Raw genomic sequence first — 22,492 nt, 5'->3', positions numbered from 1 at the left:
TGAAAGGACACAGGCTGATGCTAGTAAGGAAACGAAATGAAGATCCTCATAGCGTCAGCCCTTTTTCATTTGAAGGGCTGGCACAGAAATCACAACAACAACATCAGCATCAACAACCAGAACAACCACCACCACTCCCAGAAAATAACCGAGGTCGGACATTTAGACGTGCTGGTAATGCCTGTGAAATTGTCGCTGGCAGTTGCTTGAATAGTGCAGTTATTTTTACATTTCATCTGCTACAAGTTCACCCAGTTGGAATGTTCCTTGCTGTTGGTACTGCACACCTGTATTTTACTGCCACTGCAACAGGTGAAGGGTTTAATAATTTTGTCACTAATTTAATGACTGGTTGCAGTGCATCACTGGCGTTATTGTGTGCCCTATCTGAACCGATTAGCGAGTGGAATGAAGCGAGAACTTCTACTAGTACAGTTAAGACTTCTATTGAGTCGGTTTATAAGCCAAAAACTGCTGAATCTTCAAGTTGGATGGATGGTGCAGGAGTGGGCATATTTCTAGCGATATTAATGTTTTTTCTATTTGGTGGAAGGAAGAGTAAATGAATTATTTAACCGACAAACATAAAACTTTATCCGAGTCACAACAATCGGGTTTAATGAAGTGGTTCGGACAGTTGCCGATGGATAAAAAAGCTGTTGCAATTGGGCTAAGTTTGACTGTAGGAATTAGTTCGGCGGCGATGGCGTGGCAGGGAACGAGCAGTGATCGCGTTTACTTCTGTTTGAAAACCCCACAGAAAACATTGACCTGTGAGGATAAAAATGGACGACCTTTCAGGATGACCCCATTTTATTGGTCACAGTGGAAGAGTGATGGAATGCCGCGCCAAGTAGTGAGAGATCCAGCAATGGGGGTAAATGGGTTAGTGAAAGCGACTAACCCATATAAAGCGTTTTGGGCGTTTGGCGGATTCCTGGGGTTTGCTCTTGCGGGGTGGATGCTTCGCCATTGTCAAAATGAGGAGAAGCAGAGAGCAGTTTTTGAAGACATCGCCCAAAAACGGGATGCAGCAAAGGCAGAGATGGCCGCTCGTTCAGAGTTGTTAGAGAGTTACAAGGACGTTGCGATCGCAGAAGTCCAACTACAAGCTGACCTGGATCTAGTCGCTAATGATCGCACTGTTGATATCACCAAAGCCGAGATTTACGCCCACACGGAAATTGAAGTGACCCAAATGGAGGCAACTGATGCCATTTTTGAGGCGCAAACGGCGGGGATGACTGAGCAACAGAAAGCAGAATACATTAAGCAGTTGCGGGAGATGAAAACGCCCTATCTACAAGGAAGTCAGACTTTACAAGGGACGATTGACCCCAACGATAAGGTTACTGGAGATGAACAGGGCGCAATCGCACCGGGAGCAACCCCAACAGGTGATTACCTTCACCCATCAGAAGCTCTTGCCCTAAATACTTTGCAAGCCCTAGCCAGAGCCGATAGTTCCACTGCTTTAGTTGCTGCACCAGGGAGTGGTAAATCAGTCACCCTCAATTATTTGATTGAGAAAATCCTTGCAGATTCCCCCAACGCGGATATTTGGGTAATTAGTGCTAAGAATGATAGTTTCTGCGGTTTGCGAGAGAAAGAAAGGGTAATTGTCTTTGATCAGGAAAACCCAGACTTAGCCAAAGAGGTAATTGACAACTTTTACACCTCGTACAAACAGCGTAAGCAACTACTAGAATCAAAGCGCGAATCCTTACCGCCATTGATTCTAATTCTGGATGACTGGTTAGTGATTGCTGATCAATTAAGTAAGCATTACTCTGACTGGAATTATGGGGGTAAATTACTTGACGTTTTACTGATTGGTAGAGAGTTTAATACTAAGTTTATTGCTTCCCTACAGTCTTTTAATCTGGCAGCATTGGGCATTGAAAAGATGGATGCTCAAACTCGTCTGTGTTTGAATTTATTGCTCTTAGGTAACAGGTATATCAAGAACGGAAGAGAACAAGAATCTTATGGGGTACTGGAGTTAATTTTAAATAGAGGTGACATTATCCCAGGGAAGCAAGAGAGAGAACAAATTAAATCTAAATACTTGGATATTAAAGCAGTCTCTTATCAAAACTTGCGTCCAGTGATGATTGCTTCTGTTGGTGGTTTTGTTGTGGCATTAATGCCTCAATTATCTAATCAAGTCAATTCGATTGCTTCGGAGCAGGAATATCTAGATAGAGTATTTGACCTGGAATTTAATTTAAGTCCGGCTCACAATCTACATCCCAAACCATTATCTGATGTGGCTAAAAAGATTTATGAATACTTCCAGAATGTCAAGAATAAAACGCCAAAAACATTACGTGATTTGAAGAAAGCAGACAGGTTATCTGGTTATTCAGAGCCAGAATTAATTGATGGGATAGCTGAATTAGTTAAGACTGATCAGATAAATTCTGACGGCAATGATAGCTACTTCCTACCTGATTGGTGAAAGTCCTGCCGTGATGCCGTGGTGATCAGAAGGTATGTAAAACTTGCTTTTCTCGGTGTCCACGGCATACGGCACAATCACGGCAATCCCTGCCCTGTATAAGTCGTAGCCTACGGCATGGCTACGGCAGCACGGACACCCACGGCAGAAGCATCAATAATAAGTCCGCCAATAAACAGCCATTTATTATTAGAGGATTATCAATATCATGCTGAGAATAGTAATTGTTGAACCGGAAACATTCACGCTCTTGGGTATCAAAGGCGCTATTGAAAAATCTCCAGATATAGAAGTAACTGGTGATGCTACCAGTGGAAAGCTAGGGTTTCAGCTAATTGAACAGACTAACCCTGATGTTGTGTTAGTTGATTTACTCTTACCCGACATGAGTGGTTTAGAACTGACTAGCTCAATCAAAAGGAAAACTAATAGTAAAGTGGTGATTTTTACTAATCAGACTCATTCCGACTTTATCAAGTCAGCTTTCCGTCATGGGGCTGATTCTTATATGCTCAAAAGTGCTGATGTAGAATTGATTGAACTAGCCATCAAGAGAGCTTACTTTGATGAATGCCTGCTTGACCCCAAGCTGGCTAAAAAACTGTTAAAAAACCTTGATAAAAATAGATATATTGACCCTAGTTTTGCTGACAAAAACTTGCTTGACTCTCCCACCGAACGACAAATACAAGTCCTGCGTTTCCTGGCTCAGGGTTTAGCTTTTGAACAGATTGCCAAAGAAATGTTTCTCTCTGTTAGTACAGTCAAACATTACGCCAGTGATTTGTACAGTAAATGGCACGTCAAGAACAGTTATGAGGCGATAAAAAGAGGGGCGATGCTTGGTTATATCGACTATAACTTGATTGTGAATGAATGATGTATTGGTGAGGAGAGCGAAAGGATTAAATTGGGTATTGGTGGTAGTTAACTTTTCTCTATCTTCCTTCTTAAGAGCGGCTGGCTACCTACCCATGTTCATTACCCTTCTTAAAAAAAAGCCTTTGGTGATGATAGACAGAGATTCTGTCGAGCATCTTTATGGCTATTGCTTTGATTCAGACAAAAGACTCATACTATGGTATCTTCTGCGATTAAGCGTGAATTCTGGCGGTAGAAAGAGCAAAGCAACTTAAAACGTTGGATCGATTGATTTTTTATCTGGAAAACCACATACTCATGTTGTATCTACCAATCAGCGTAAATTTTTATCTATATTCATGAGATGTATGGCAAGGCTTCGACAGAATCTCAGGGGATTTAAATTACCAAGAAAGGCTTTTAAGAACCGACAATTATATATACTTCTCTTTACTTTAACTTTGTCGTTACTGGTTTGTATCTCAACAGTTCCAAGTTATTCTCAAACTCCTACCCCTACTCTTACTCCTACTGCACCTACAGAAAAACTCAAAAATGAGATTCAGCAGCAAGCTGAATATGATGTTGAAGATGATATTCCAAGAAAACAGACTAGAGAATTAGTTGATTTATATGGTAAAGAAGCTGTAGGAATAGAACCGAAAACAATTAAAAGAATTTATGATGATGAGTACAAAAAGCGCTCCGAAGCCAAGAAAAAGGACTTGCGAGAACTGCTAAAGCCGGAAAACGGATGGTTGGCTGCAATAGTTTTGTTTATCGTTCTAATTTTTAAAGATACTTTAACAAAATGGGTCAGTAGCTTTTTTGAAGCTGTAGGAAATCAAATAATAGGCAAACTATCAGGAATTCCACTACTACAAGGTTTTGCACTGAAGCGTTATAAGGAAGAACTAAAGCATAAGTACGAAAAGTTAAAAATTTCCTTTCGACCTGATAGACCTCTAAACCTAAAAGATATATATGTTCCACTCAAAGTCACAGGTGGTAGCGACCGCGAGTTAATTGATGCCTTCCAAGCTATTACTAAGCATCGCCGACTTATGGTCAAAGGGTCTCCGGGTTCCGGTAAAACAATGCTGCTAAAGCATATTGCTCTTTGCTACGCTGACGGTCGTTGGTCTACCGTATTTGATAAATTCCAATGTATACCAATTTTATTAGAACTACACCGATTAAGCTCCTCAGAAAAGACAATAGAAGAACACTTAGAGGATGCCTTTGACCGGGATGGGTTCAAGAACGCAAAACATTTTGTTTCTGAAAGTTTAGATAAAGGTAGACTATTACTGCTGTTTGATGGTCTTGATGAAGTAAATAGTGATTCTCGTGAACGGGTAGTTAATGAAATAAAAAATTTATTGGATAAGCATCTAAAATGCCCTGTTATTATTACTTGCCGCACGGCAGTTTATAGAGATGAGTTTCATGAGGTAGTTGAAAGGACACTAGAAGTTGCTGAGTTCAATGACCAACAGATTCGTGACTTTCTAGTTCCGTGGCAGGCAGATATGCCAGAAGGTAAATCTGTGGAGCAACTTATACAAACGTTGCATGACCGACCACGAATTATGGATATGGCACGTAATCCTCTAATGCTTACTATTATTGCCTATCTTTATGCTGATACCCCTGTTGTACTACCTCGTTCAAGGGCAGAATTTTATCGAAAAGCAACAGATATTTTATTAGAACAATGGCATGAAGAACGCAACCAATTTGAAGCGCGTGTAAAAAAGCTAATACTTCCAAATTTAGCACTTTTCTTTCAAGACAATGCTAACCAGCAAGGGCAAGATCGTCGTAGCGTAGACTGGATAACTGTTGAATCAGAAGTCAGAAGAATACTACCCGACCTCAATCTTCAACCTGAAACTGATACTAAACCGATTTTAAAAGAAATTGTGGAACGTAGTGGTTTGCTACTTGCTATTGATGGCGGTGATCGTTACCAGTTTGCACATTTGACTTTACAGGAATTTTTCGCAGCAAGCCAATTACGAGACGATGCTGATGGTCTAATTAGGCGTTTTAATGCTGACCCAGATGCTTGGCGTGAAACGCTTAAGCTCTGGTGTGGACTAGCAGGAGATAGTACAAATTTGATTAGAGAAGTAAGCACACGATTTCCAGTTGTTGCCTTTGAGTGTTTGGCTGATGCCCAAAAAGTTGATTCGACATTAGCTGATGAAATTATCAATAGCTTTAAATCTCGGCTAGGTGAAGATGGAAATGAGGATATAGTAAATCATGCCTTTGCTTCAGTCGCTGCGGATGATAGAAGACGTACAGATGTGTTCACTTTCTTAAAAGAAACCCTTGAGAACACAAGTGAAACAGATGCTTGTCGTAAGGCAGCATTAAACGCTTTATCGTTGACTAACCTACCAAGTGCGGCAAAATTATTAACTAAGCAGTATGTAAATTTAGATAATATAGAATTTCGCCTAATACTAGATCAGGCATTGATACGTATGGGCGATATAGCTGTATCGGAAATTAAGAACGCTGTAACCAATGATTCTATCAATCAGGTTATGGATGCTCTGGTGGGTATTGCTACTAAAAGTGCGTTACAAGCTTTAGTTAATTGGCTGTGGGATAAAGATGAAAATAGAGCTTTGCGTGCTGCATTGCTTTTAGCTTCTTTAATCAAGCAAGAAAAACATAAGACAATGCTCAATGCTTGCCAACTTCTTCAAAGGTATTCTCGACAAGACAGTTTTGATTGGATAGTAGAGCCTTACGGAGTAGAGCCTAATCTAAGGCTAATTTTACAACAAATAGTCTATTGTATAAGCAAAAAACTAACAGACTCGGTTGAGGTCATCGACCAGCTATATATTCGAGATTTTGACCAAAAACTCATTATACCTATCTGTTTTATTCAAGCTTTAGAGAATCCAGAATTCAAGGATTCCCTAAAAAACCCAGACAAGGCAGATTTCATCAGACACGGAAATTATGAAAATTATATTCAGAACCTTTGTGGACTCAATGAACCAACTATTTGGGGTTTTCTAATTTATAATATTTTTCCCGTTTACTTTTCATTATTAAAAAGAACGAAGTCCCTAACGGGAAAAGAATTAAAAATAAAATGGAAAGGAGAAAAACAAAACAAAACATTAGAGACAATATTTTATACTTTAATTGATACAATCATCAAAATTGATACTATAAATATAGAATCAAGATACTATTTTTTAGTAAAAATAAAGAATATAATATTATATTTTTATAAATTGTCGAGGATGATTCATATTTGGATTAAAAAGAAAAGAGAGAAAATTGGTAGATTTTGGATGTGGAGGATGATTCATATTTGGATTAAAAAGAAAAGAGAGAAAATTGGTAGATTTTGGATGTGGAGGATGATTTATATTTGGATTAAAAAGAAAAGAGAGAAAATTGGTAGATTTTGGATGTGGAGGATGATTCATATTGGGATTAAAAAGTTTTATTTTAGATTTGAAAGTGAAATGGAAAGTGAATGGGAAAGGATTTTAATGATGATGGTAATTAAAGGAAAAAATGGATATGAGAGAGATGTGAAAGATGTTAAAAGTGATTTGGATTTGATTTTGAAAAAGTTAGAGAGTGAAGAAAAGAATAAATTGGCAGAGTACCAACTGAATTGGCAAGGAAAGATAATAATTAATAAAAGACTAGCACGTCCCCACAAAAATTAGTGTGATTTGAACTAAAAAATGAGATTTCAACTCATGATATGCTTCAGAAATGAGTATTCAGTTTATAGTTCACTTTTAATATTCGAGTTTTTTTACTAATAATTATTATCGTGTAGGGGATAAAAAGACTGATAAAAGCGATGTTTGTATCAATCCTTCGGCTTGATTATCATTTTTATTCAGCTACGATTTGAGTAGGCGTTTTTTTTGTAAACTTCTGCAAACTGAAAGCCGTTTATCAAGTCTTTATTAATTTGTGATGTAATTACTGATGCCTGACTAAAAACAGAAAGGTCAAGCTAAAAACAGCCAACATCAAAATTATATTTATCAAAAATGAAAACGTTGATATTTCTGTGCAATGAAAATTCTGAAATTGACATCCGTGATGACATAAAGGATGCAAAGCAAGAAATTACTGCTGGAGAATTTTATTATACTACGTGGAGTTGCGGAAATAATACTAGGATTGAAGTTGGAGATAAAGCTTATTTTAAACGCACAGGCAGTAGACCGCATGGCTTTTTTGCTGCTGGTAAAGTTGTTGCTGCACTTAAAGAATACCAACTAAAAACACAAAATGAATATAAAAATCTAAGTGAAGCCTATTTAAATAGCTTTTATGGAAACAGCTTTATGGTAGTTGTTCAAATAGATTCTGTTGTTGATTTTGATCAGCCTTTAGAGCAAGAAAAATTAAGGTATATGCCTCAGTTCAGGGGGGCTAATTTCACATTTATGCAGGGAGGATGTAAGTTTGATGAAAGATTTTGTGAAAGTTTAGATTCGGCTTGGGAAAACCATTCTATGCCTCTTTCGAGGCAAGGATATGGTAAGCGTTTAGTTGATATTTTCTGCGACAAGGGCAAGAAGCACAAGGATGAGAGGAACTATCAAGATGCTATTAAAGCATACAACCAGGCACTTGATATTCAGCCCGGATATTCAAAAGCCATTAATGCCTTGAACTTGTGTGAAAGTCTACTAAATAGGCAAAATACTAAAGTTATATCTACAGTCGAAGAAATAAAACCTGATAACATCTCCCAGGAATCAGAATCTTCAAACACCTTAAAACCTAGTAATGAAGTTGAAATTATTGAAAACATAAGTATAGTCTCAATTCCAGAGAAAAAAGAAAACGAAGAAGAGGCAGATTTACTAGGTGCTGGTTTTGGCAATTATCAAAAAAATAAAGAAGTTGAGAAAGCCGCAATTGATTTTGTACAAAAACAGTATCATGGCTGGAATATTCAATCTGTTGAAAGAGATAACCTCGGTTACGACTTAATTTGTACTAAAGATTCCATAGTCAAAAATATTGAAGTAAAGGGTGTTTCTGGAAGGGAACCAGCTTTTATAATTACTGCTAACGAAGTTGAGCAGGCAAAGAAAAATCCTAATTTTGTGCTTTGGGTTGTCACTTCAGCCCTTAATAGCCCAAAAGGACACTGTTGGACTGGATGTGAAATGTTGTCTCAGTTTGAGCTAAAACCAATTCAATACATGGCTCGGCAACGTCCAATATTTAAAGTTGAATAAAGCGAACTCAAACAGCACAGCAGACCGTTTAGCATGACTATTGCGGATCATACCTGCAAGTGGTCATCGCGCTGCAAGGATAAGCAGGTTTAATCAGCCAACGAAGGAATGCGGGTTGTAGCGGTCGTGTTGTCGTCCTCATAGATTCTTGCTTGAGTCCACCATTGATATCAAAACTGATAGCAACGATTCCCCAAACGGGGTATAGAAGGGAGTACAGACAATGAAGGCAAGTCGCAACAAGAGAAAAACGCTAACACTGTGACCCCCAGTGCTGGATAATGGTGTGTGGTATTGGAAACAGCCATTCTAAATACCGTAGCCGGGGGGAGTTATGAGCCAAGATACGGAATCCGTCGAGTTAGTTGTAGTCCAAAAATTGGAAAATGCCCTCAGTGCCAAAATTGAGGCATACTTTGCTGGCTCCATTGACTCTGACCCCGATGTTTTGGAAGAATTGCTGAAATCCAAGAACAGCGAGGGAACCCGTAAAGCTTACCGCAAAGATATCACCGATTTTTTTACGCGCATGACGGGAGTGCGTCCTAACAGAGATTCTATCTTGGAGTTTTTGCATCTATCAGGTCACAAAGCCACGCTGGTAGTGACTAAATATAGAGCCATACTTGCGGAAGCTGGACTAGCACCGAACACAATTAACCGCAGACTAGCTGCAATTAAATCTCTGGTTGCTTTTGGACGAAAATTGGGAGTTTGCAACTATGCTGTGGATGTAGACAGTATCCCAGTGCAGGCTTACCGCGATACTAGCGGTTGTACAGGCGAGGAATTTTTGAGCGTGATCCGGCAGTGCGATCGCTCCTTCTTGGTGGGTAAGCGGGACTATGCTTTGTTGCTGTTACTGTGGGGCAATGCTTTGAGGAGAAACGAGATTAGTACCTTGGACATGAGACATTTTGACGGTTCTAAGGGGACGCTATCAATTTTGGGTAAGGGCAAGCAAGTACGATTGACGATGAATCTGCCAAAAGCCACAGTCATGGCGATTACTGACTGGGTGATTGCCCGTGGTGGCGATATGTCCTCGTCTCGCCCGTTGTTTACTTCGGTTGACTTCCAAAATTCTGGTCACAGGTTAACTGGGGATGGCATTTATAAAATAGTCAAGCGTTTGTTTAAACGGGCTGGTGTTGAAAAACAGATGTCCCCGCATCGTTGCCGCCACAGTGCCATCACTGCTGTACTTGAAAAGACTGATGGCAATGTGCGGAAAGCCCAGAAACTCAGTAGACACGCTAAATTAAATACGCTCCAAATTTACGACGATAACCGCAACCGCGATCAACTGGAGATGTCTGAATTATTGATGGATGGGTTGGATTGAATGGGTTGCTAGATCATTGGTGAAGTGGACGGCGCGGTAGCAGAATTAGAGAATACCATGAATGTTTCAGCCAACTGGTTTAGGCACAGTCATCTACTACAGAATATTTTGTCCAAGTTCAGCACATAAAAATAATTTTGCGTGTTTTTACGGTTTAATTTTTATTAACGCATATATACCATTTTAAACACTGTTTTTCAGGAAAGAAAAAAAATGGTTGCTGGAAAGTGTTCAAAATGCGATACTTTTATTTCTTATGTAAATATTGGAACGATTACTGGAAAAGTAAATGGTAAAGATACATGGAATTGTATTTCTTACAGCTGCCCATCATGTAACACAATCCTTAACATCCAAATTGATCCTGTTGCGCTGAAAGGAGACACTATTGAAGGAGTAATAAAAAGGTTAAACCGTTAACGTTGTGTCCGAGAGGTTTACTAGCAGTGGGTGAACAGGGGCGTTATACGCCTTATTTATATAGATGTAATAAAATTACCTCATACTAATCTATTCAACTAGCTAATGATTAGCAAAAAACATGAATTTTGTTTTTATTGATACAAATACATGGATTTATTTAGGTGAAGAATTAAATTCTATTGAATATTTCGATAATCTTCATGAAATTTTCCAATACCCAGACTTTAAACTTGTTGTACCTGAATCAACTCAAATTGAATTTGAACGTCATCGTAATCGCGTTACTGAAAATTTGACAAAAAAATTTAAGAGTCATGCTATAAATGGTTATCAAGTATTTAAGAAATTTTTGCCTGAGAAATTAGAAGAAATTGAAAAGATACATAGTGATACACAAGCTTTAATAAAGAAAATTCCTGAACGAGTTGAAACCAATTTAAATTTAATAGATGAGCTTTTTGAAAAAGCGGAAATAGCATCTATAGAAGGTTATATGAGTGAGGCCTGTAGGCGATGTTTGCATCATATTGCCCCAGCCCATAAAAACAGTAGAAGTAGTCCAGGTGACTGTATCTTTTGGCTAACTGCACTAGCATATCTTGATAAAGGAGAAGTTTGGTTTTGCACTGCTGACAATAAAGACTTCTCTTCACAAAAGAATAATGAGCTAGATGAGCAGTTACAGCAAGAAAGCAAAGCTAAACCATTCAAAATTGAATATTTTAATGATTTGAATGCTTTAATACAAGCAGCGTTACCATACAAACCTAAGTTACCAGAGCTAACACCTTTTATACCATATTATCTTGCCTGCTCAAGATGTGGATCTTCAAATCTCTTTAAGTTAACTAGAACAATTCCTGGCTCTTGGATTGATATTCTGAACTGTCAAGATTGTGGAAAACAGATAATTACAAATATTGAGTACATGGATTGACTTCAATACACCAGTAAAATCCTTTTGATTAATTCTTAATACATCAATATGGAAAAAAGCGAAGAAAGCTCTGATTTTAAAAATGGTGGCAATGTAGAAGCTAGACAAAGTAATTTGGCAATAGCTGGTGGTTTATTTATTCTTTTTATTTTGTTGTTTATTCCCACTTTACTAACTTTCTTTATTTTCAATGTGGAGCAATGGTCAGAATTATTACAAAAGAAAGTTGAATACACTATTAGAACTTGGACTATAGCAGGTTTAATTTTTGGTGGAATTATAGGAGCTATCAATGTTTATTTTGGAGCAAAACGTGTATTTGCTATGGAGAAAAGTGCTGAAGCTGCTAATAAAACAGCCGAGGCAGCTAATAAAAATGCCGAAGCTGCTTTAAAAAATGTACAGTTGTCAGAAGATAAACAAATTACAGAGCGATTCTCGAAAGCAATAGAGCAACTTGGAAGTGAGAAAATTGAAGTACGATTGGGTGCTATTTATACTTTAGAAAGAATTGCTAAAGATTCTCCTAAAGACCATTGGACAATAATGGAAATTCTTACAGCTTTTATCCGTGAAAATGTACCGTTAACAGAAGATGATAAAATTTCAAATGTAAAAATAGTTAATAATAATTCAAATAATCAAGAAGAAAAAAAAGAAATCAAAAAACTGCGGCTTGATATCCAAGAAACTCTTACTGTAATTGCTCGACGCAATTATGAAAACGATCTTAGGTATCAAAGATTAATTTTATCTAATATTAATATTGTTAAAGCCAACCTCTATAAAGCTAACCTTAAAGGAGCCAATCTCACAGGAGCTAACCTTAAAGGAGCCAACCTCATAGCAGCCGACCTTAGAGGAGCCGATCTCACAGGAGCCAACCTCACAGGAGCCAACCTCTTAGAAACTAGCCTTACAGAAGCCGACCTCGCAGGAGCCAACTTCGCAGGAGCCAGCCTCACAGAAACCGACCTTAGAGGAGCCTACCTTTATACAGCCAACCTCACAGGAGCCAGCCTCTATAAAGCCGACCTTAGAGGAGCCTGCCTCACAAAAGCTAACTTCACAGAAGCCAACCTCACAGAAGCTGATTTTACTAACAATAAGACCATAGAACTTAACCAAATTCAATACAATACCAGAAACTGGGAGAAGGCAAAATACGATAAAGATTTTCGTGAAAAGTTAGGTTTACCGCCAGAAGATACAGAAAATTAAGATGGCTCGAAAAATACCTTAGTGTATTTAAAAACAAATATAGGCATCCAAGTTACCTGCCCAATTAAGCTGCTATGTCCTGTGAATACAAATACTGCTGAAACCCGATAAACACTTCACTGATATTCGCAACGCTCCCTAGTTCTTTAACAGCATCACGAACAGCATGATATTTTAACTCTAACAGTTGAGGTAATTTAGATCGATCAAGTTCCCCCACCCCTGCTTTGATGTATTGCTCCAGTACAAAGTCGAGAAATTCTTGCTGTTTGCCGATATAGCGCGAGAAGATTAAGGACTTGTGAGCGAGGACGCGCTCTCGGCGGCTCATGGGTGCAGAGGCATAAGCGATATAAGCCAGCACATCATACAAATCGCTTTTCTCGGCATCGATCAGGCGACTAATCTCCGTTAATTGTTCCTCCCCGTAGCCCTTCTCTGCCAGTCCTTCCAATAAAGCTCTGCGGGTGTCGGGGCGACTCCAAATTATCCGTAGCTCGTCTTCATCTTTGAATAGTTCGGGAATTTCACCAAAGAGACGTTCCACAAATTCAGAGGCGTTCATGGGTTTACCATCTGGACTCCAGAAGCTGGTAGATATCCGGTGCTGGAGGGTACGTTCTTTGCCGTCAGCGAGTTTGATTTTGATGGTTCTGGGGCGGGGAACTTCTGTACTTTCGTTTCTATTCTTGCCTCTATCTGTTGTGGAGACATTGTGTTTATCTGATTCCTCCCCGCCTCTGGTATTTTTGACGAGAACAGGTTCTTGGGGTTCGCCATCCCATTCAGGATCGTTGAAATGTTCGTAAGCTTTAACGAAATCGTAGATGGTGAAGTAGTCTTTGCCGTCAAATAGTCGCGTACCGCGACCGATGATTTGTTTAAATTCGATCATGGAATTGATGGGGCGCATCAATACGATATTACGAACGTTTCGGGCATCAACCCCAGTGGAAAGCTTTTGGGAGGTGGTGAGAATGGTGGGGATAGTTTTCTCATTGTCTTGGAAAGTGCTGAGGTGCTGCTCTCCCAGTTTTCCATCATCGGCGGTGACACGAACACAGTAATTAGGTTCACTGCTAATCTTCATTTGGTTGATTAAATCCCGCACAGCTAGGGCGTGGGGTTGGTTGGCACAAAACACCAGAGTTTTTTGATTCTGGTCAATTTCTTCCATGAACAGTTGCACTCGGTAACGTTCGCGCTCGGCAATTTCAATGATGTGGTTGAAGTCAGTTTCAGTGTAGGTTCTGGCTTCGTCTACTGCACCTTCTATAAGTTCATCTTCGGTGCTGTAAATATATTCATCTAGAGTAGTTTCGATTTGCCTGACTTTAAAGGGAGTAAGAAATCCGTCGTTGATGCCGTCTTTGAGGGCGTAGGTATAGACTGGCTCACCAAAGTAGGCGTAGGTGTCTGCGTTGTTGGCACGTCTGGGGGTGGCAGTAAGTCCCAGTTGGACTGCTGGGAAGAAGTATTCTAAAATACCGCGCCAAGTGCTTTCGTCACTGGCTCCGCCTCGGTGACATTCATCAATGATGATGAAGTCAAAGAAGTCGGGGGGATAGTCGCTGAATTTTGGCGTAGGATTGCCAGCGTCGTCCCGTCCGGTCATAAAAGTCTGGAAAATGGTAAAAAAGATACTGCCATTTTTGGGGACTCTACCCCGTTTTTTGATAGCTTCGGGGTCGATGCGGACGAGGGCATCGTCGGGGAAGGCAGAGAAAGAGTTATAGGCTTGGTTGGCTAAGATATTGCGATCTGCTAGAAACAAAATTCGTGGGCGACGGGTGGGTTGTCGGCTGAGGTTCCAACGACTTTGAAAGAGTTTCCAGGCGAGTTGGAAGGCGATGAAGGTTTTACCTGTGCCAGTTGCCATTGTTAACAAAATCCGGTCTTTTCCTTGGCAGATCGCTTCTAGGACGTGCTTAATGGCATTATGTTGATAATAACGGGCTTCCCATGTGCCGCTTTTATCTTCAAAGGGTATGGCAGCAAAGCAATCTCGCCATTCGTTGGCTTCACTAAAGGTAACATCCCACAGTTCGTCGGGGGTAGGATATTGGTTGACGTAGCCTTCTGCACCTGTGTGCATATCTACTTGATAAAGTCCGATGCCATTTGTAGAGTAGGCGAACCGCGTCTGCAATTTTTCGGCGTATTTTTTGGCTTGTCCTAAGCCTTCGGTATCGGGCAATCCGCGTTTTTTGGCTTCGATGACTGCAAGTTTTTCACCGCGATAGACGAGAACATAATCGGCGATGTCTGATTGGGCGCGTTTACCATTACCAACCAAGCGACCAGGGGCGATAACTTCGCGGCGGATGCGACTGCCTTCGATCATGCCCCAGCCTGCGGCTTTGAGTGCGGGGTCGATTAGTTCAGCGCGGGTTTCGGCTTCGTTCATTTTTATAGTGGACAGTGGGCAGTTGACAGTTACTCAGACTGCCTTCTTGTCAATTGTCCACTGTCCATTATTAACTGTCCACTATTCTCCGACGGGCAGTGGCGATCGCTTCTTGCAGTTTAGCCTGTAACACTTCTTTAGGTGGTAATACGGTGAGGTATTCGGCGACATGGATGCCGCTTTTATCCAGTTCTAGCAATTCGATTTGCTCTTGTTTTTTACCTGCACATAAGATAATTCCCAGTGGTGGCTGTTCATCAGGCTCTTGCTCGTATTTGGACAGCCAGCGCAGGTAAAGTTCCATTTGGCCTTTGTATTCGGGACGGAAGTTACCGAGTTTGAGGTCGATGGCGACGAGGCGTTTGAGTTTGCGGTTATAAAATAGCAGGTCGATATAAAAGTCGTCGTTATCGATTTGTAGGCGTTTTTGACGAGCGACAAAAGTAAAGCCTGCACCAAGTTCTAGTAAGAATTTTTCGATTTCCCGCAGGATGGCATCTTCGAGGTCTTTTTCGAGATAGCGATCGCTTAAATCCAGAAAATCTAGGATGTAGGGGTCTTTTAAGAGTAGGTCAGGTGATACTTGTTGATCTTGGCGCAATTGCTCTAGATCGTGGCGAATGGTTTCTTCTGGTTTGCGGGATAGGGCAGTGCGCTCGAATAGCATGGAGTTGATGCGTTCTTGCAGTTGACGGGATGACCAACCCTCTAAAGAGCAAATTTCGATGTAGAAGTCGCGTTTTAGGGGTTCATCAATATACATTAGAGTTTTAATATGCGTCCAACTCAATTCTCTCCGCAGTGTGGAGACAATCTGCTCATCAGCAAAGGTTCCCGCAAAATGTAGACAATGCCGTAGTTGTTTTTCGCTCCAGCCTTTACCATAAGTTTGGGTTAGCTGCTGGGATAAAGAAACGATAATTTGTTTGCCATATTCGGCGCGTTGACCTTGCAGGATTTCGGTTTGGATGCGTTTGCCGACTTGCCAATAGAGCAGGGTAATTTCTGCATTGATGGCAACGGCGGCGCGTTGTTTAGCAGCATCAATAAACTGTCTGATTTCTTGAAACAGGCGATTGCTCGGTTGAGGCAGGTCATTGCTCATGCAGCAATTCCCTCGTTAGCGGCTTTTGTTGTCTGGTTAGCGGTGTCTGCGGTGAGTTCGCCAGTGAAGGCTTTTTGCAGGATGGATTGTTTGAGTTCGTTGAGGGCGGCGATTTTTTGGCGGTAAATGGCTTCGAGACGTTGGGTTTGTTCGAGTAGTTCTTTTGCACGGTCAACTATATGAACCTGTTCAATATCAATTGCTACAGGAATTACAAGATCAGCCAATTTGGATGCGTTGAATCCACCCTGGGCACTCCCTGATATCCCAAGACTGATTAGTTCTCGATATTGCTTTGTTTGAAAATAGAGTATTAGAAATTCTGGCATTAAGTCTTTGCTTTTCAAACAAAGTCGAATTAAGTAAGATGCACAAACCGCATCAGGAGGGTTTATTACAAGGAAGCTCTTTCCAGTCGTAGCCCCTGTACGAGCAAAGACAATATCACCTGTAGACAATTTATGTTTTACATAATCTTTTTCAGATATTGCACAAAAAGGAACTGTCTCCCAATTAACTTGATTATCTTGAATATCAGTAATTCGCAAAAATTTTGGACCAATAGGTTCTTGTGATGCTTTTTCTGTGTACCCATAGCTAATAGTTGAAATATCTCCTAACTTCTTCTCCTCCCACCCGTCGCCTTTCTGGGTAAAGATGGCGTTTAGATAGCTTTCAAATAGTTCACGGGCGTTGGCGAGGTTCTTTTCGGTGTTTGCGATCGCTCTATCAATCCCCTCAAACGCCTCATCCAAAATCGCCACAATTCGCTTTTGTTCAGGAAGTGGCGGAAATGGAATGGCTATTGAGTTTAGTGATTTTTGATTAAGTTTTGGTTGAGCCATACCGCTTATATACGGCTCAAGTGAGATTGAATTTAAATAATATTCGATGAAACGCTGTGTGGTTTTTTCTTTAAATCGGAGTATATGAGCGTGGTTATTTACCCACGTCTTACCTGTAATTGAGAATGCTATTGGATAGGTTCTTGCTAAAAGATTCGCACCATCTTCAGACACTAAAAGTAAATCTTCATCAAAGATGTAACCGGCAACGTAATCAACAATACCAGAAGCACCATAATAAGGAATGTTGCCAGATTTTCTTAAAGACTTTGTGATAGGTACTCGTTTGCTATCTAGATTTTCAGAAAGTTTATCTAAATATTTTATTTCCCAACTCACTGGCAACTGTTCACTATCAAATGTCAACTGCATACAATCCCCTAATTACCATCATCCCTCTAATCCTCTGCTTTTGAATGTTATTTGCTGGTTGAACTGAGCCGAAACCAGCTTCTTATAACATTCCCCCAATTCCTGCTAAAATCTCTGCACTTTCCGCATCCAAAGCAGCAATTTCATCCAAAATTTCCTGCGGTTCTCGTAACAGTGATTCATCAGCCTTATTTGGATTCTTCACTGACAAATCAAACGTCACCCGATCCACATCAGCAATATCCACCAGCCAAGACTTTTCTGTTTCCGCAAACCTAGCCTGTAACTCCACAAACTCGCGCAAATCCTCATCATTCAGAGAATTGGTTTTACCCATATTCCGCCCCGGAGCGAGTTGGTAATACCAAATTTTCTGAGTTGCCATTCCCTGAGTTAAAGGTTTTCCCTGAGAAAATAAAGGCGTTCCCTGAACTGAGTCGAAGGGCTTTCCTTTCTCAAAAAACAGCACCACCGTTTTCACCCCCGCCCCGATAAAAGTCCCACTGGGACAATCCAAAATCGTGTGCAGATTGCAACTACTCAAAAGCTCCTGCCGCAATGCCCGTGAAGCATTATCTGAATTTGACAGGAAAGTATTTTTGATTACCACCGCAGCCCTACCGCCCATCTTCAGGATTTTGATGAAATGCTGCAAAAACAGAAACGCCGTTTCCCCAGTCTTAATCGGGAAATTCTGCTGTACTTCCTTACGTTCCTTCCCCCCAAATGGCGGATTAGCCAAGATGACATCAAAGCGATTCTTGTCTTGAATATCGCTGATATTTTCCGTGAGCGTATTAGTGTGGATAATGTTCGGCGCATCGATGCCGTGCAAAATCATATTCATGATCGCAATCACGTAAGCTAGACTTTTCTTCTCCTTACCTGTAAAAGTGGCTGTCTGAAGTTGCTCAAGCTGTTTTGTGGTGAGATTACCCTGACGCAAATAGTCGTAACTCTCACACAAAAACCCCGCAGAGCCACAAGCACCATCATAAATGCGATCGCCAATCTGCGGTTTCACCACCTGAATCATCGCTCGAATCAACGGACGCGGTGTGTAATACTCCCCCCCATTACGCCCCGCATTCCCCATATTTTTGATTTTGGCTTCATAGAGATGGGAAAGCTCATGTTTCTCCTGCTGCGATCGAAACCTTAGCTCATCAATATATTCCAGCGCATCTCGCAGACTATAGCCACTTTGAAACCTATTCTTGATTTCGCTAAAAATCTCACCAATTTTGTACTCGATCGTATCTGGGCTGGTAGCCCGTAGCTTAAATCCCTGGAGATAGGGGAATAGCTGGCGGTTCACGTAATCAATCAAATCATCCCCAATCAGCGCATGATCGTGATCCACTGTGCCATCCGCCTTCTTGGGAGCCGCCCAAGCTGACCACCGATGCGCTTCATCAATGATAAATTCATAAGACTTACCCGCTAACTCCGCTTCCAGTGCCCGTTCTTGCTCCAGATCGTCCAGATACTTCAGAAACAGCAGCCAAGAGGTTTGCTCCGTGTAATCTAACTCTGTAGTACAACCCGCCTCTTTCCAGAGAACGTCATCAATATTTTTAAAGGTTTGCTCGAACATTTAGCTTTACTGTGAGATTTTTAATATTACTGGCTTGGGTCATATCTTGCACCTACGGTGTGAAATGAGCAGTGGTGCAGAAAGATTATGCTAAATCTTCCATTGCCCTGTGAAACCTATTCAGCCGAGTTTTTGACACTAATGCTTTGTCAGTATATCTTGTGTTGAAAACTATGAAATCAGAAATCGCTAAAAGAAGAAAGCAAGAAATCGTTTTTTCGTTCTTTCGCTAAATAACGAAAGAAATATTAGCCGTGATTATCTGTCCAGTATTTAAAAATCCGTTGCAATAGCTCAACTTGGGTACAACCGTAAGTAGCAGCCGCAATCTTAAAATCCTTTTTAAACTCGGCAGGCACTTTAAAATTTAAGTTGGAAATTTCCCCTGGATCGGGCTTCTCCAAGTTATCTTTTGTTTCCTTAATGCTAGGTGGTTCACCCTTGCTCGGTTTGCGAGGAGGTGGTGGTGGTTTAGTTGACATAATTAGGACTCTTGCTCACTCAACAGATCAATAATTCCTTGGGCTACTTGTTCTGCCCGTTGCTTCAAAGTAGGAAACGTGACCTCAGAAACAGCACGACCGTTATCACTTGCCTGACGGTAAGCAGTCTTTTCTGGAATTGAACCAGCCACTGTGACATATCCAGCCTTACGAATATATGATTGGGCATCCTCAATTTCATTCTCCCGATCGCCGACTCGACATAAAACAAAAACAATTTTATCCGTAGGGATTTTGGCGTTTACCAATTCATGCGCCAACAGTACAGACGGTTTGAGATCATCCAGTGATAAACCAGTGGGTAAGACAAGTAAATCACTTGCACGGGCAATTTCTAAAGTGCCTTGCATGGAATGTGGTGGCCCATCCATAACCATGAGGTCATAAACCGAGGCGTGTTTCAGAGCTTGAGCAACAGTGCGGAATGGTTCAACTGCAATCTCCGGCTGGATACCATTGACTTCTCGGCGTTGTTTCCAATCCGTACTCGTACCTTGAGAAATATCCAGGTCAGCTATTTTTACATCCCAGCCAGCAGCAGAATATTCACGGGCAATAAGCCGAGCAAGGGTGCTTTTACCTACCCCCCCTTTTTGAGAAATGACACCCACCAATACGGTCATGAAATTTCGTCCTTTCGCCCTATAGCGAATTAGTTATATCGTGTTTTCGCTTAATCGTACAGAGAGATTTCGTTTAAGCCAGAATTAGCGATTTAACGAAATAACGATTTCGTCCTTTAATCAAGGCACTATAGCGAATTAGTTATATCGTGTTTTCGCTAATCGTACAGAGAGATTTCGTTTCAATAATTAGCGATTTAACGAAATAGCGATTTCGTCCTTAAATCCAAGTAAGGACAGCAAACGTAAAACCTATTGTAGATATACTGATTGAGAATGCAAAACTGCTCTCAAGTTTTTACAAGAGAGCAGTAGCAGCAAAGCGCGATAAATTTACATGGGGCTTCATAGATTCAATGCCCCGGTTACTGTATAGGTGGTTCGGTATGTAGGGATATACAGCTTACATGGTAGCAAGTTCCGAAAAAAATCATGTTCTTTACAGAGAATTCATGAATCGCACTTTTGTAGAAGCGGTAAACTTCATACCTCAATAGAAAATTCTACAATGATTTGTGTAGGTGCGAAGAGTCCCAATAATGATTAACCCCAGCAACGAGCCAGCCAAGCCGAAGAAAATCATTACGATCATTCCTAGTGGACGACTCATTGAATCTATACCAGATACACAGCCAGAGTCAGATAAGAGTGATAGCACTTCGGAACCGGAAAACTCTTCTATATTTCAGGCGATTGGGGTAATTGCTGGCACTGTGGATCTCAAAGCCTTGCCTCATCCGACTATATCGATTGAAAATCGGGACTATGCTTTATATCATGCTCCTCAAAAAAAACTGATATTTGATTTTTTAAAAAAACAGATTCGTAACAGTGGTAGTGATTATGTACGGCTGATGGTTTATCCAAGGGTGATACATTTTCCACCGCGAGATAAACCTCATGTAATTAGCTTTCAGGTTTTGGGGTTTGATAATGGCTCCAAATCGGGTTTGTTTGCAGATTATCAAGATTTTGAATTTAGATTTACAGGGTTATGGCAATTCATCCCAGCTTGCCAGACACCTTGTATATCAGTGTTTCGGAATTTTACAGCCGAAAGATTGGATTATATTAAGCAGACCGAGACTTCTACAAAAGTGCGGTTCATGAAGGCTAGCCACATACCTTTATTGTGGAAAGATGCAATCGTTCCTCCCTTTAGATTCAATCCTTTGCTACCAAAAGAGGAGCGTGGCAAGCCTAGTTTTGTTGAAATTAAAGCGAAATTCCTGCCACATAGAAATGTTTTCGCATTTGAGAGCTTACTAGGGTTGCCACAAGAAAAACCGCCAAAGTTTCTAAAGGCATCAAAAGATGATTTACTCGCCGCATTTAAAGAGAAAAAAGCGAATATAGTCGCGTCAAAGGGCAATAAACCCAAACCCAAACCTCAAAGTAAACCAGTCAAGAAAGCTCAACCCAAAACTCAAACTAAGCCTGTTCAGCCCTCAACAACCCCACACCAAACACAATCCCAGTGAAGGAGTAGGGTTTTGTTGTATGTGGTCATGAAGAAACGCCAGCTTCAGCCGCAGCTACATCTGGTTTAGGCTCTTTCGCCTTCTTTTCAAAGATTTGAACCCCAGCATCAACTACCTCAAACCCGTTTTCTGTGCGCTGTCCAAGCTTTCCCGATACAGCCCCAGCCCAGTCTGCAAATTCTGAGGCGCTAGTTTCGGCCTTACGCCAGCTTTTGGCGTTAACTTGAGCAGTAAAGACTATACCGTTCTGATCAGTGAACTCGATTGCAACTTTCTTATTCTCAAGAGGTGTAGCTGTTGGTAGTTCGCCACTAAATTTTATTGTCACTTCGCTTTTGGCTTCCATAGCTTACCCCTGGCTCATCATCAATTAAAATTCTTCGCTCTTGATTTTATCTTGGATTAGGTTGACCAGAAGGTGCGCGATCGCTCGGCTATCGTAGTTAGATCACTTTGAAAGTAAACGTTGAGCATTCGGCTTGAAACAGAACCAAGACTCAACATTAAATCTACAAAAATTTACCCCGTTTTTGACCCCTTATTAAGAATTATTCTGAAAAGGCTAAAACGCCTATACCGTAATCCCTTCAGCCTTTGTAAATAAATCTTGTGAAAGATTACAATTGTGCTTTTATTTCGCTGTTTTGTGCATGACACCGAAAATCGCCCAAATTCTCGATTTTCACCAATTCTCACCAATTCTTACCAATTAAACTCAATATATCCCAATTCTACAGAACGCAAATTCAAATTCATCCCTGATTTTTTACCTCTTCAACATCTTCCAGTCACCAAATTCTCATTAGCTCAATAATTCCCAATAATTCCCAAAAGTCACCCGATTTATCCCCATATTTGCCAACGAGTTTTAAACACGCTAATTAGTGCATAAGCTCTGTAATCCATCTTTTTTTGACGCACAGTACGCCATATTTGGCGGAAAGTTTTTGACAGCCAAAACCGAAAAAGAAAAAAATAGCCCTCAAAAAAGACTACTAATAAACTACATAAGCACGACAAAAGCCGCCTCAGAGTTCACCCCTCTGAAACTGCGGC

General features: G+C 40.7%; 17 protein-coding genes. 10 read left to right on the top strand and 7 right to left on the bottom strand.

Features of this window, described 5'->3' with window-relative positions:
- Positions 1-17: 17 nt before the first annotated feature.
- The 9 genes from G1O98_RS16840 to G1O98_RS16800 all read left to right on the top strand — a co-directional run bounded on the left by G1O98_RS16840 (position 18) and on the right by G1O98_RS16800 (position 12,503).
- Positions 18-566, top strand: coding sequence for a hypothetical protein (locus G1O98_RS16840; protein ID WP_163929856.1), 549 nt, complete (start codon positions 18-20; stop codon positions 564-566).
- Positions 563-2,461: a hypothetical protein gene (locus G1O98_RS40035; protein ID WP_163929855.1), complete on the top strand. Its 1,899-nt coding sequence runs from the start codon at positions 563-565 to the stop codon at positions 2,459-2,461. The genes G1O98_RS16840 and G1O98_RS40035 overlap by 4 nt, the downstream gene beginning before the upstream one ends.
- A 208-nt stretch (positions 2,462-2,669) precedes the next feature.
- Positions 2,670-3,341: a response regulator transcription factor gene (locus G1O98_RS16830; protein WP_163929854.1), complete on the top strand. Its 672-nt coding sequence runs from the start codon at positions 2,670-2,672 to the stop codon at positions 3,339-3,341.
- A 349-nt stretch (positions 3,342-3,690) separates the two neighbouring features.
- Entirely contained in the window at positions 3,691-7,035 is a 3,345-nt protein-coding gene (locus G1O98_RS16825; protein WP_163929853.1) for an NACHT domain-containing protein, read from the top strand.
- A gap of 336 nt (positions 7,036-7,371) precedes the next feature.
- On the top strand, positions 7,372-8,577 hold the full coding sequence (locus G1O98_RS16820) for a DUF3883 domain-containing protein (protein WP_163929852.1): 1,206 nt from the start codon (positions 7,372-7,374) through the stop codon (positions 8,575-8,577).
- A 334-nt stretch (positions 8,578-8,911) separates the two neighbouring features.
- On the top strand, positions 8,912-9,922 hold the full coding sequence (locus tag G1O98_RS16815; protein ID WP_163929851.1) for a tyrosine-type recombinase/integrase: 1,011 nt from the start codon (positions 8,912-8,914) through the stop codon (positions 9,920-9,922).
- Positions 9,923-10,135: 213 nt separating this feature from the next.
- Positions 10,136-10,342 (top strand): hypothetical protein, encoded by a 207-nt coding sequence (locus G1O98_RS16810; protein WP_163929850.1) that lies wholly within the window; start codon positions 10,136-10,138, stop codon positions 10,340-10,342.
- Positions 10,343-10,463: 121 nt separating this feature from the next.
- Complete coding sequence (locus G1O98_RS16805; RefSeq protein ID WP_163929849.1) at positions 10,464-11,282, top strand: PIN domain-containing protein; 819 nt, start codon at positions 10,464-10,466, stop codon at positions 11,280-11,282.
- Positions 11,283-11,330: 48 nt separating this feature from the next.
- Positions 11,331-12,503, top strand: coding sequence for a pentapeptide repeat-containing protein (locus G1O98_RS16800; protein WP_163929848.1), 1,173 nt, complete (start codon positions 11,331-11,333; stop codon positions 12,501-12,503).
- Positions 12,504-12,567: 64 nt separating this feature from the next.
- On the opposite strand, the gene G1O98_RS16795 is transcribed toward G1O98_RS16800, so the two are convergent.
- The 6 genes from G1O98_RS16795 to G1O98_RS16770 form a co-directional block, all read right to left on the bottom strand.
- Positions 12,568-14,910 (bottom strand): type I restriction endonuclease subunit R, encoded by a 2,343-nt coding sequence (locus tag G1O98_RS16795; protein WP_163929847.1) that lies wholly within the window; start codon positions 14,908-14,910, stop codon positions 12,568-12,570.
- A gap of 70 nt (positions 14,911-14,980) precedes the next feature.
- Positions 14,981-16,015 carry a PDDEXK nuclease domain-containing protein gene (locus tag G1O98_RS16790; protein WP_163929846.1) on the bottom strand — a complete coding sequence of 345 codons (1,035 nt, stop codon included), beginning with the start codon at positions 16,013-16,015 and terminating at the stop codon, positions 14,981-14,983.
- Positions 16,012-17,232: a restriction endonuclease subunit S gene (locus G1O98_RS16785; RefSeq protein ID WP_163929845.1), complete on the bottom strand. Its 1,221-nt coding sequence runs from the start codon at positions 17,230-17,232 to the stop codon at positions 16,012-16,014. Before G1O98_RS16785 ends, G1O98_RS16790 begins: the two co-directional genes overlap by 4 nt.
- A gap of 82 nt (positions 17,233-17,314) precedes the next feature.
- On the bottom strand, positions 17,315-18,829 hold the full coding sequence (locus G1O98_RS16780) for an N-6 DNA methylase (protein WP_163929844.1): 1,515 nt from the start codon (positions 18,827-18,829) through the stop codon (positions 17,315-17,317).
- Positions 18,830-19,077: 248 nt separating this feature from the next.
- Positions 19,078-19,311, bottom strand: a complete 234-nt coding sequence (locus tag G1O98_RS16775; RefSeq protein ID WP_104910315.1) for a hypothetical protein — start codon at positions 19,309-19,311, stop codon at positions 19,078-19,080.
- A 2-nt stretch (positions 19,312-19,313) separates the two neighbouring features.
- Positions 19,314-19,955 carry a ParA family protein gene (locus G1O98_RS16770; RefSeq protein WP_163929843.1) on the bottom strand — a complete coding sequence of 214 codons (642 nt, stop codon included), beginning with the start codon at positions 19,953-19,955 and terminating at the stop codon, positions 19,314-19,316.
- A 539-nt stretch (positions 19,956-20,494) separates the two neighbouring features.
- Between G1O98_RS16770 and G1O98_RS16765 the strand changes: the two genes are divergently transcribed.
- Entirely contained in the window at positions 20,495-21,436 is a 942-nt protein-coding gene (locus tag G1O98_RS16765) for a hypothetical protein (protein WP_163929842.1), read from the top strand.
- 25 nt (positions 21,437-21,461) lie between these two features.
- Here the strand turns inward: G1O98_RS16765 and G1O98_RS16760 are convergent, their stop codons facing one another.
- Positions 21,462-21,782, bottom strand: a complete 321-nt coding sequence (locus G1O98_RS16760) for a hypothetical protein (protein WP_163929841.1) — start codon at positions 21,780-21,782, stop codon at positions 21,462-21,464.
- Positions 21,783-22,492 lie beyond the last annotated feature (710 nt).

It is taken from the genome of Nostoc sp. UIC 10630, from assembly GCF_010747425.1.
In the GTDB taxonomy this organism is placed as follows: Bacteria; Cyanobacteriota; Cyanobacteriia; order Cyanobacteriales; family Nostocaceae; genus Nostoc.
This window is presented reverse-complemented; position numbering and strand designations above follow the sequence as displayed.